The organism is bacterium, from assembly GCA_040754625.1.
Classification (GTDB): Bacteria; JACRDZ01; JAQUKH01; order JAQUKH01; family JAQUKH01; genus JAQUKH01.
Map to the genome: position 1 here is coordinate 1 of JBFMCF010000002.1, position 11,909 is coordinate 11,909.

Genomic DNA, 11,909 nt, shown 5'->3' on the forward strand with positions numbered 1-11,909 from the left:
TATTCAAGAGGGTGGTCTGCACTACATTCACTTTTTTTTAATCCGCTATTGATTTATCAAGCTTTTTTAGATTTCCTTTAGCTAAAAAATATCATTCCCAATATCACACTGCGGAACTTGGGCTAACTTTAAGTCGCGCTTAAAAAAACTCGCTTGTTTTAGGATTAGTATATCATTTTTCCCTCACTATTTGCATACAAACAAAAAAGGGTTCCGATATCTTCGGAACCCTATGATTGTCCTTCAAAATTCTTCAAACTTCAAGAAAGTTTTCTAAAACGATGTCTTCCTGGTTCAACTACGACAAATGCCATTCTTAATTCATCTTCAGAATGGGATTGTAGTATCTTTGCAAGTTCTTTATGGACTTCTGATAAAGTAGAGGGCAACATGCGAAGGTAAATTACTCCAGTTCTTAAATCTTTTACGAAAACAAGCCCGCCGAAATCTCTGTCTCTTGTAACAAATATTCTATTTTGTTTTTTGGCTATGTTAAGCAATTCAGAATCCGCTGAGCGCGAACAACCTATATCTGCTGCACAAGTAACATCGTGACCTAACTCCTTAAGAAAACGAGCAGTAATTGCATAAACATCCTGATCCAAAAGGAATTTCACGCCGGCTCCATGATATGAACATCTTCGACCGCTACGATTTCCATTGCATATTTAATGCACGCACGAATATCCTCAATTTTTAAACTTGGGTAGTAATCCTTGATTATTTTTTTAAAAGCAATCCCTTCTCTTACAAGTTCAAGAACATCAAGAACTGGTATTCTTGTGCCAGCTATACATGGTTTCCCAAAATGAATATCTGGATTAATTTCTATTTTTTCATGTTGAATAGACATTTTTACCTCCCTGATTAACAATACAATTTTACCTCTGCATTTATTTTAATTCAATAAGATTTTTTATGGGTAAAAATTATTTGCTTAAATTCTCCAGGTAAGCCTTTGTGAAAATCGCGTCATCGAGTTTGCTTGTTAAAATATCCGAGATTTCGACTATTGTTTTGTTGCCTTTTTCAAACTCATCGACATGTATCTGTTTAACCGCGACATATCTCGCGTTTATCGGGACATACTGCAGGTAATACGACGTCTGCATCAATGTGCCTGAGGATGAATAAGATTCCTCTTTCAGCGGCAGGTAATTGTCTTTGGTAATCCAGTATTTCTTTTTTGGGTAATCCACATCATTGACTATCGCCTTCGCCTCAAATTCATAAACGGGAATTTTGCCGAGTTTAGTTTCGGCCAGCGTTTCATTTCCTTTATCGTCCTTCGCGCCTTCGTAAAGCTCAGTTAGTTTTCTTTTTTCAAAATCATCCGCCTTCGCGTCCGACCCGCCTATGCTTTCGTCGCGGTTTATGTGCTGGAATGTCCTTGTGTTTCTCCTATACATCCAGAAATTGTCTCCGACCCGAAGGTACCCGTTCCCTTTTTCAGCTTCAGGCGCGGTCATTACTATTAAAAACGAATCATCCGAATCCCTGCGGTAATAAAGCATACTGATATTTTTAACGCCCTGCTCCACCTTTTGCTGGGTCAAAACCACCTTTGCCCAGATGTCGCTTGTCATTTCCATGTTGTATTCAAGCTTTTTCAGGAGGTCGTGGATTTTCAAATTTTCCGCGGACGCGGGAACTGATATAAACAATATTAATAACAGTGGTATAAATTTTTTTCGCATAAATCTCCTGTTCTATTAGACGGTTCAAACCGTTTAAACCGTTATTATTCATAATGCCTCAATGCCGATGACGGCGATAATTTTGACGCCCGTCTCGCCGGAAAAAACGCCGTCGCGACAACAATCAATAATATAAAAATAATACTGAATAATACCCCCGCGAATGTCGGTTTAAAATACAGGTGACCGTTAACAAGAAGCATGGACAGGGGATTATCTCTGGTTTCAAAAGTATATTTCGAAAGGATATTCATAATGCCAAAAGCTATCAAAATCCCGATTATAGAAGCGAACAGGGCCAGAAAAAAGGACTCCATAATAAAAGAATTCCTGACATCGTTTTTCTGCATGCCTATGGCCCGGACTGTCCCTATCTCGCGGGTTCGTTCCCTTATTGTCATTCTGAGTGTGTTCACAAGCCCGATTAAAATAATAAAGAAAAGTATGAGGCCCGCGCTCCCTGTAATCAGATTCAAAACATTTTCCATTTTGATTACGTCGCTCGCGCTTTCATACATCGTCCGAACATCAACAATAGTCCCCTTCCATTTCTTTTTGCTTATCTCCTTTAGCTTCTTTTCAAACTCCTCGGAAGTCTTTGTCCTGTCAAGCAGTTCCCATTCGGTCGCAAGCGCCTTGTAAAAAGGATTATTTTTATCCGGCAGGTACGCGCCCTTTAATTTGCCCGCGTGTTCCGGCAGGTTGTCGTAATACGTGTCATAAAACCTTTCCTCCTGCATCAGTACGACGTTTTCACCGCCCATATCTTTACTGTTGAATATGCCGCTTGCAGTATATTTTCTTGTTATGTCCCTGTTCTCAAACTTGTCTTTGTAAGTGAATTCAAACACGCCGCCTGTTTTAATCCCGAATTTATCCGCGATTGCCCTGCTTACCAAAACAGTTTTACTGTAAAATATTTTATCTTTTTCGCCTTCAACAATCTCTATAGTTTCATTTACGATTTTCTTCGCGTCGTCATTCGATTTATAACCCAGTATCGTAACAGCGTCTTTTTTCGACTTGAAAGACATGTCCCCGTATAAAACCGCTATATCAGGCCTTAAGGCCGAATGAATCTTATCAGCGTACCTTATCGCGTTTTCCTTTGGATTTCTGATTGTAATAACATAATTAGGCACTTCATATGTTCTATAAGCCATTAATCTCTTTATATTTTGCAGTTCCGTAAACATTACCGCCTGCATAAAAATGTTATCGTTTTTAACTATACCCACAATAGTCAGGCGCGCCGACTCGTCATTTCCATATATATTCTTGAATCTCATTCTCAGGATATCGCCTTTTTTAACATCCATGTATTTAGCCTTTTCCTGTGAAATAATCGCGGGATTTTCCACGTCTTTGCGCGAAAGATCTTCAAAATTCCCTTCAAGCATCCTGAAAGATTCCTGAACTTCTTTCATTGATTCAGGACTTAGTTTCTTCGAAAGGTCAATACCGACGATAACCATGCTGTCCGCCTTTTTATTGCCGACAATCCTGCAGAACACCCCTATCCCTTCGTCAATTTCACGGACGTTCGCGGAATCAATATTGTTATTTATGGCGGATAGAATCCTTTCCTTGTCGCGGAATATCTGCCGTTCCATATTGGACTTCTCAATAAAATTCACCGAGATATGGCCGGCCACATACGCCACTATCTTGTTAAACAAAATATCCGTTATGCCGTTTGAAAAGGCGTGCGCGATAATAAGAATAGTGACTCCGACTGAAATCGCCGTCCCGAGGAGGATATTCCTCCGCTTCTGGCGGAATAGGTTGCGTAAACTTATCATTGCAATTAAATTCATAATGTCTCCTGTAGGGGCGTGATTTATCACGCCCTGATTGGGCGCAATAAATTGCGCCCCTACATTAATCTCTCACAATCGCGTCCAGCGGCGTAATCCCTTTTGCCACCTTGACCGGATAAATCACTGCTATCAGGGTAACTATTGTAAGCTGGACAACGGTCAAAAACATATCAGGTATATTCAAATACGGCGTAAACCTGTTGCCTCCGTATAGAATCTGGACCATATCATTGCTTGAAGTTATATTCAGCATCGGGATAAGTTTGACTATAATTATTCCAAGCAATATCCCCGCTCCTCCGCAAACAAACGAAAGAATACCGGTTTCAGCCACAAACATGCCGCTTATGAAGCCTTTTCGCGCGCCTACCGCGCGCATCATTCCTATTTCCGACGTCCTTTCAAGCGCGGCCATGCTTAAGGTATTTACTATTATTATTATCGCGACAATAAACAAAAGCATGACAAAACCGAATAGAGCGCCCTTAATCACCGTTGCCATGCTCCCGATAAGCCCGAAGGCCTTTTTCCAGGACACCGCCCGGACGCCAAGGTTCGCGGATTTAAGTTCATTGTTTATTTTTTTAAGGCCCTGATTGATCGAAACGCCTTTTTTCAGTTTAACAAAAATCACATTGTATGTGCCGGCTTCGATATCAACCTTCTTTTCCGCTATATCCTGTTTAACCGGCGTTAATTTAACCTCTTGTAAGGGCGAACGGCTGTTCGCCCCTGCATTGGAAATCACAGCCGCCTCATCATTAAAAAAATCATCCAGGTTATCGCTTTCAAGGATATTTTTCTTCTCTTCAGGTATTTCAGCCGCAAGGTCATCAGCGGTAAAATAACCGAGGCATTCCCTGTATGATTCAATATCAACAATGTTAAAATGCCCGAAAATATTATCCAGGCCCTTAAATTTCACAATACCTTTTATGTCAAGCCGGACATCCAGCGAAGTGTTTTTCTCGTTCGCGCCAAGAAAAACTATATTATTTTTAATAACAAGGCCGGTCGTGTCCTCTTTTTCATTTTTCAGCTCTTTCCTGAAATTCTCGACATTAAACTTTTCATTGACAGGTATAAACCATAAATTCGTGTAGTCATAAAACATTTTCCTTGAACCGCTCGGAACAATCACGCCCCGTTCGCCGTTTTCAGGCATTCTTCCTTCAATAGGCCTCATATTGCCAGGGAACATATCCTGATATTTCGCGAAATCCACTCCGATTAAAAACGCGAATCCCGGCGCCCCGCCCTCTTCGTTTAAAATCAAAGCCATGTTCCTCCCGGCGGGAAGAAATTTTTTCACATAATCCTGTTTAAGCAGTACTTCCTTTATTTTAAGAAAATTATTGACCGGTTCAATCGCCTTTCCCATAAGCGTAAAAAGCGCGTTATCGCTCTCCTGCTTGTCGGAAATGATTACAATATCACCTGTGAATCCGTTTATTATATTGTCCTGAAGCCCCCTTTCCATGCCCGATATTACGCCGTTCCCTATAGTCATTATCAGGGCGCCCAAAAACAATATAACACCGATTATTATGCTTTTGCCTTTATGGCGAAAGATGTTCCGCCAGGCGATTTTTAAAATTAGTCTCATAATTACTTTCTCCAAAAGTGCATAGCGCAAAGCGCATAGAGCATAGAGTAAAAATTTCTAACGCTATGCCCTTTGCTCCATGCCCTATGCTACTATTTGTCCGTCTTTAATTTTCACTATCCTCTGCGCGTATTTTAGAACGTTCGCGTCATGGGTCGAAAAAACAAACGTTGTTTTCTCGACGCGGTTCATCTCCCTCATCAGTTCAAGTATCGATGCGCCCGTGACCGAATCAAGGTTAGCAGTCGGTTCATCCGCCAAAACAATATCCGGATTTGTGACAAGCGCGCGCGCGATAGCCACCCTCTGCCTCTGCCCGCCCGAAAGTTCCGCGGGCCTGTGTTTTATATAATCCTTCAATCCTACTTCGTCTATCAATTTTTGCGCCCGCTTTCTCACTTCATCCTTTGAGAATTTTTTCATCAGAAGAAGCGGAAATTCCACGTTTTCAGCCACATCAAGCACAGGGATGAGGTTGAACGTCTGGAAAATAAAACCTATTTTATTTAATCTCAAATCTGTGATTTGTTTATCATTTAACCCATGGATGTCAACGCCCCCGATTTTAACATCTCCTTTAGTCGCGAAATCAATACATCCTATAACATTTAAAAGCGTGGTTTTCCCGCTGCCTGACGGCCCAACGACACTGATGAACTCGCCTTCCGTCACATTAAAATCAACACCTCGAAGGGCATGGACTGTCGTAGTTCCTAACGGGTAATCTTTTGTCAAGTTATTAATTTCTATCATTTTAAACCTCCGATGAATTTGCTTTTGTTCTTCATGTGTTTATTCACCTTCCGCCTCCTGCGTCCAGAGCGCCAGATAAATCTGGTCTTCTCCCTTTTCATCAAATCCTTTCGCAAATACAAACCGCAGGGTGACCGGAACATGATATATGAGATATGTGTCCAACCGCAGTTCAAAACCCGCGCTTCTTTTCAAATCTGAGAAATGAAATACGCCGTCCCACGCGTTACCTCCTTCACTAAATACTGCCCCGTGCATCCTGCGAAAAAAGATTGGATATGAATCCCAGCCTTTTTCAATATTTTTTAATGGAAAACGGTATTCAAAACCAAATAAAGCCGATTTCTGCCCCCGGAAAGAGTTTGACGGATAACCCCGCAAATATACACACTTTTCATCAACAGGCAGGATAATATCCCCGGGCAGGTTTCCGCCGAGATGGAAAGCGCGCTGGGGAATAACGTCCCCTGATGCCCCGCCGTAAAAAATCCTTGATTTTATCACCTGGTGCTTTGCGGGCAGATTGATATACTCCTGCCAGTCAGCCGAATGTTTCTTTATTCCGAAATCGCTTCCAAAACCCTTGCCGGATTCTTCATAATTAAAATCCAGGTTTCTGCCATTCTCAGGGCTTATGGAAAACGCGTATTTTTTCGTATTCTTGAATTTGTATTTAATGTTCCCTGAACTTAAAACACCCTCCGACGGCAATTCCCCGCTGTAACCGCTCCAGGGAGGGATTGCGCCAAACCTTGAAATTTTTTTAAACCTATATCCAAAGGAAAAAATATGGCTTGATTTTGTATTTAAAAACGGGACATCAACAGAAAAACCGTATGCTCTTTCCTTTTCAACATATTCTTCTTTACCATGAGTTGAATCTCCCTTAAAAAAATCCGCGTATGATTTATCAGAATCGGACAATTGCAGGTTAAAAGACGGATATAAGCCGTCATAGGTATAATGAATCAGATACCATACCCTGCCTTTTTTAGGCCCGTATTCAGCGCTTAAAAAATATTTATGCCGGTTCAACACATCGCTTCCTGAAGTTAGCGCTCCAAACATAATACCGCTTTTACTGCCGCTTTCTATGATGGGAAACCAGTAACACGGGTAAAGCGTTTCTACCGGATCATAAGCATGTGCTTTTGTTTCAACCGGTTTATCTTCATATTTGATTTCAGGATATGGATTTTTATACTCTTCCGCCGGCTTCCATGCATCCCTGCCGGCATCCATAACATGAATATCGAATCCCTTGCCGCTGTATAATGAAAAAACAAGTTTACTGCCGTCACCGGACACGGACGGCGTAAACGCCCCGCTTATTACATTGGTAACCTGAAACAGCTTCGCTGTCCCTGTTTCATGCGCATAAACATTATATATTCCCGTACGGTCTGATGCAAAATAGATAAACTTTCCGTCAGAACTCCACACAGGTGCGTCGTCAACCGCACGGTCATGCGCCAGTTCCGCTGTCTTTTCTCCGTTTGAATCAAATATCCATATATCCGCGTACCCTCCCGCCTGCCAGGCGCTTACAGCTATCCTTGAACCGTCAGGGCTGAACCTTGGATTTGAATACTGGTTCCCGCTTTCCTCCGTTAAATAAACAATCCTATTTATATCAATCAATCCGTTCTCCATGATTTCACAAACCGCGAGCTTTGTCTTTCCCAGTTTATTTACCACAAACACAAGTCTTTTGCCGTCAGGCGAAACATGTGGGTCCCTTGCCCTGATCCCGATGGTTAAACGTCCCTCTTTTCTGCTTTTAAAATCATAATAAAAAATATCATTATAAATATTTGTGTTATTCCGCGTTTCCATTTTTGTGTAATATAACTTCCCGCCGTCATGGCTCCATGATAAACCCATTCCCGCGGCGCCGTAACTGAACAGATTATCAATAAGTTTTTCATCACCGCTTCCATCCGCGTTCATGATATAAATCCCCGGGAATTCATCGCCGTTTGTAACCGTATACGCGATTCTTTTGCCGTCAGGGGAAAATGACGGGTATATGTTCATGTTTCCTTTTCGCGTCAAGGGCGTGGAACCGGTCAGGCCTTTTGATTTGATCTCGTTTTCCTGTTTTTTATATTTTTGTTCAAGCGCGCTTTTCCATTCGTTCCAGAGATTTTCATACGACTGGCCTAAAACATTTCTGCCGGTTGAATTTACAAGAAAAGGAAACCCTCTGCCGCTGTATGCCGTGCTTATGTCCGCAAACTTTTCCCTGCCGTATTTTTCAGTGATAAACCTTATAAAATATTCTCCAAAGACATACGGCACCTGCGATGAAGGCCATGTATCCGGCATATGCGCCATCAAGTCAAGCTCCGGTAACCGGTTTTCAAGTATCGCCATCCTGATAAACATTTCATCAAGCGATGAACGGCCTCGCCCGCCTGAAGTAAGCTCTGTTTCTTCAAAGGTCCCAAGGCCCTCAACCATCCAGATCGGCTGAAAAACATTCGGAAAATAAATCCTCCCGAAAATATTCTGTAACTTTTGAGCGGGGCCTGACACCATATCCATCTGCAGGATATGAGTGTATTCATGGGTAATGACCATCCTCAGCCAGTCATCGTATAAATCAAAACCTACAACTCCTGCCGGCTGCGTGACAAAAATAACTATGTTATTGTAAGGCCACGGTGTTGCCATTCCGTTCACGCCGTCCATAATGTCCGCTAAAACAATGTGCGTCTGTTCCTTCGGCGTCCACTTTATCCTTAAAGAAAGTTTTTCGTGAATGTCCTCGGAAATTACCGCCGCCCTCTCCGCGATAGATTCTTCACCCTGGTGAAAATGGATCTTAAAATGTTTAGTTTCAAGCGTATTCCATTTAAACAAAGGATCATATTTCGCGAAAGCCGTAACTGTATAAAATAAAATGATTAATATTAAATATTTTTTCATATTTTTTATTTTGAATTTATTACTCCATCCATTATCAGTTCCCATGTCTTTTTAACCATATCCTCGCAGTTTAATCTAAACGGCATGAAATCCCCGTCTTCCTGATGGTGTTCCTCGTTTTTTAAATGGTCCATAAACTGGAGCATCCCGTTTGATGACGTCCACATTATTATCGCGAGATCCATGGGATTAACCGTTTTCTTAAAAAACCCTCTTTCCATGCCTTCAATGATTATTTTTGTTATCAATTCCCATACCTGGTTGTTAGCTTTAAATATCTCCCCAAGAACCTCCCTGATTTCCGGTTTATCCGCGAGCAGGTTGTGGTCGACAAAACGTGTTATGATCTTAAAATAATTCGGGTATTTTTTGTAATATTCAAGGTATGCCTCGCCTATCGCCCTGAATTTTTCAGGAGAAGGCGGTATCTTTTCCGAATTATCCTTCATCATTTCATACAGGATATTCATAGCCTTAAGCATTATCGTAAGATAAAGCTCTTCCTTGCTTTTGAAATAAAGGTAAAGCGTCCCCTTGCTCAGCTCACATGAACGCGCTATCTCGTCCATTGTGGTATTTTCAAGGCCTTTTTTAAGAAAAAGCTTTTCGCCCGCTTTGATTATCTGCGTTCTCCGCTGTTCTTTTTCTCTTTGTTTTCTTTCATTTATTCCCATAACAACCTTTCGAATGACCATATCGACTATAAGTCATTATTTGACTGATGGTCAGTATATTACTATTGGTTTTGATTGTCAAGAGAAATTTTAAAATATTTTTTTGTAGGGGCAGGCCCCTGTGCCTGCCCTGAATTTTTTTTATTTGAATGGAATATTATAAAAAAAGATGTAAAATATTGGAAGACAAAATTTATCAAAATATGAAAATAAAAAATCATGAAGCGTTTTTACTTTCCATAATAATATTCTTGTTTTCAGGAAGCATCAGCTGTAATTATTTAATATCAGGGGGAGATACTGCTGTTGATCTTAGCAATACAGGCAATGTTGAAGGCATTGTGAAAGATGTGTCAACAGGCAATGCCGTTGCCGGGGTTACAGTTAAGGTGGATGATATTTCTGCTATGACTGGAGTAAACGGTATATACAGTATTAAAAATGCGGGTGCCGGCGACAGGCTTATAACCGCGGAAAAAACCGGCTATCAATTTTATTCAAACACGGTAAAAGTCGCCAAAGGCAGTACAACAGCGCATAACATAAAGATGCTTTCCAAAACGGATCACTTCGCGAAGCGATTATATGGGTTAATCGCTTCAGGCGATTTGTGTCCATTATGATCCGGCCTGGCCGTAAATAAAACCATAAAAACTCCTTGACAGCCATTAATTCGTCCAATATAATTATCATATTGGACAATAAGTCTATATTTTGTCCAATATGATTAAATATTATGATAAAAGACATTTTAATAAAGCAAAAATACGAGAGAGAGCAGTTATTGGCTCAAAACTATATTGCCAGGGATAAAACCCTTCAGGTAAAAGATTTTGCTGATAATGATCTTGTTAAAGTGATTATTGGCCCGCGGCGGGCGGGAAAATCTGTTTTCTCCCTTCATCTTTTTAAGGACAAAGAATCGGCTTATATAAATTTTGATGATGAAAACCTCGTAAAAACGGAGAATTACGATGATATTTTAAAGGAAATGCTGGTAACCTATGGAGAAACAAAATATTTGTTTTTTGATGAAATCCAGAATATAGAAAATTGGGAATTATTCATAAACAAATTGCACAGGCAGGGATATAACATCCTGCTTACCGGCTCGAACGCCAAACTTTTAAGCAGGGAATTATCGACTCATTTGACCGGGCGGCATATCCCCATTGAAATATTACCGTTCAATTTCAAGGAATTTTTGACTGCTAAAAAATTCATTTTTCAACAAAATGAATTACATATCCCGGAAATCAAAGCGAAATTATTAAATCATCTGGAATCATATCTTGTCAACGGAGGATTTCCAGAGATAGTTCTAAAAAATTACAGCCCAAAAGGATATCTTGACACTTTATTAGATTCAATATTGCTGAAAGATATAATAAACCGCTATAAAGTGCGGTTCCCGCAAAAAATTTATGATCTTGAAATATATCTTATAAATAATATCGCTTCAGAGATCAGTTATCGAAAATTAATAAATCTGGTGGGATTTAACAGCGTGGGAACACTGGAGAAATATTTGAAATACCTGGAAGAAGCATATCTCGTGTTTATCCTCAGCCGTTATTCTAATAAAGCCGGAGAAAGATTGAAAGCGCCAAAAAAATTATATGTGGTAGATAACGGCTATATAACGGCAAAAGCTGTTCAATTTTCTCCGGACAGCGGGAAATTAATGGAAAATCTTGTTTTTACGGAATTGGTAAAGAGAGGTTTAAAACCCGGCATGGATTTATTTTATTACAAAACCCGCAATAACAGGGAAGTGGATTTTATTATCAGGGAAAATCTCAAAATCACATCTTTAGTTCAAGTTGCGTACAAAATAAATGATCCGGTTACAAAAGAAAGAGAAATAAAAGCAATTATAGAGGCAGGCGGTGAACTAAAATGTAATAATTTTTTAATCATAACATGGGATTATGAAGAGGATATCAAGATAAAAGAAATTACAATAAAGCTTATTCCATTATGGAAGTGGCTTTTAAATTAAAGAAGAATTCAGCGGATGTTAACTACTATAAAAACCAGGCGTTCGGTAAGGCGATATAAAAAAGTTATGCCTGAGAATGTTGATATTAAGAAGATCCTCGAGGCGGGAAGATGGGCGCCGTCGGGATTAAATAATCAACCGTGGAGATTCCTTGTAATTAAGGATAAAGGCGTGATACACGCCGTATCGGGATTTACAAAATATTCAAAAATAATCAAAAGCGCGCCTGTCCTTATCCTGGTTTTTATGGATCATAAAGCTTCTTATAACCGCGACAAGGATTTGATGGCTATCGGCGCGTCCTGACTTGTCCAAATTAGTGCGACAAGGATAAAGCTTTCAAGAGTTGCTGGACTTCCTCGGATAAATCCGACCTTATAATAATTTCTTCATCAGTAATTGTATTAAGAATCCTGGCGTCAGTAA

11 protein-coding genes are annotated in these 11,909 nt (G+C 40.3%); 3 read left to right on the top strand and 8 right to left on the bottom strand.

Translation table 11 applies throughout. The annotated features are described in order from the left end of the window. Positions 1 to 260: 260 nt before the first annotated feature. The 8 genes from AB1498_00100 to AB1498_00135 all read right to left on the bottom strand — a co-directional run bounded on the left by AB1498_00100 (position 261) and on the right by AB1498_00135 (position 9,481). The gene (locus tag AB1498_00100; GenBank protein MEW6086702.1) at positions 261 to 617 is read right to left on the bottom strand and encodes a DUF5615 family PIN-like protein; all 357 of its coding nucleotides are present in this window, start codon (positions 615 to 617) and stop codon (positions 261 to 263) included. Then, on the bottom strand, positions 614 to 853 hold the full coding sequence (locus AB1498_00105; GenBank protein MEW6086703.1) for a DUF433 domain-containing protein: 240 nt from the start codon (positions 851 to 853) through the stop codon (positions 614 to 616). The genes AB1498_00100 and AB1498_00105 overlap by 4 nt, the downstream gene beginning before the upstream one ends. A 76-nt stretch (positions 854 to 929) precedes the next feature. Next, positions 930 to 1,697: an outer membrane lipoprotein-sorting protein gene (locus AB1498_00110; GenBank protein MEW6086704.1), complete on the bottom strand. Its 768-nt coding sequence runs from the start codon at positions 1,695 to 1,697 to the stop codon at positions 930 to 932. Positions 1,698 to 1,741: 44 nt separating this feature from the next. Continuing rightward, entirely contained in the window at positions 1,742 to 3,514 is a 1,773-nt protein-coding gene (locus AB1498_00115) for an FtsX-like permease family protein (protein MEW6086705.1), read from the bottom strand. 64 nt (positions 3,515 to 3,578) lie between these two features. After that, a complete protein-coding gene (locus AB1498_00120) occupies positions 3,579 to 5,123 on the bottom strand; it encodes an FtsX-like permease family protein (GenBank protein MEW6086706.1) in 1,545 nt (514 codons plus the stop codon). 84 nt (positions 5,124 to 5,207) lie between these two features. Then, a complete protein-coding gene (locus AB1498_00125) occupies positions 5,208 to 5,876 on the bottom strand; it encodes an ABC transporter ATP-binding protein (protein MEW6086707.1) in 669 nt (222 codons plus the stop codon). 39 nt (positions 5,877 to 5,915) lie between these two features. After that, positions 5,916 to 8,852, bottom strand: coding sequence for a hypothetical protein (locus tag AB1498_00130; protein MEW6086708.1), 2,937 nt, complete (start codon positions 8,850 to 8,852; stop codon positions 5,916 to 5,918). After that, positions 8,813 to 9,481, bottom strand: coding sequence for a TetR/AcrR family transcriptional regulator (locus AB1498_00135; protein MEW6086709.1), 669 nt, complete (start codon positions 9,479 to 9,481; stop codon positions 8,813 to 8,815). The genes AB1498_00130 and AB1498_00135 overlap by 40 nt, the downstream gene beginning before the upstream one ends. Positions 9,482 to 9,684: 203 nt before the next feature. On the opposite strand from AB1498_00135, the gene AB1498_00140 reads away from it, so the two are divergent. The 3 genes from AB1498_00140 to AB1498_00150 all read left to right on the top strand — a co-directional run bounded on the left by AB1498_00140 (position 9,685) and on the right by AB1498_00150 (position 11,789). Further along, positions 9,685 to 10,104 (top strand): carboxypeptidase-like regulatory domain-containing protein, encoded by a 420-nt coding sequence (locus tag AB1498_00140; GenBank protein ID MEW6086710.1) that lies wholly within the window; start codon positions 9,685 to 9,687, stop codon positions 10,102 to 10,104. Between the two features lie 113 nt (positions 10,105 to 10,217). Further along, positions 10,218 to 11,483, top strand: a complete 1,266-nt coding sequence (locus tag AB1498_00145; protein ID MEW6086711.1) for an ATP-binding protein — start codon at positions 10,218 to 10,220, stop codon at positions 11,481 to 11,483. 15 nt (positions 11,484 to 11,498) lie between these two features. Further along, positions 11,499 to 11,789 carry a nitroreductase family protein gene (locus AB1498_00150; protein MEW6086712.1) on the top strand — a complete coding sequence of 97 codons (291 nt, stop codon included), beginning with the start codon at positions 11,499 to 11,501 and terminating at the stop codon, positions 11,787 to 11,789. The last annotated feature ends 120 nt before the right edge of the window (positions 11,790 to 11,909 follow it).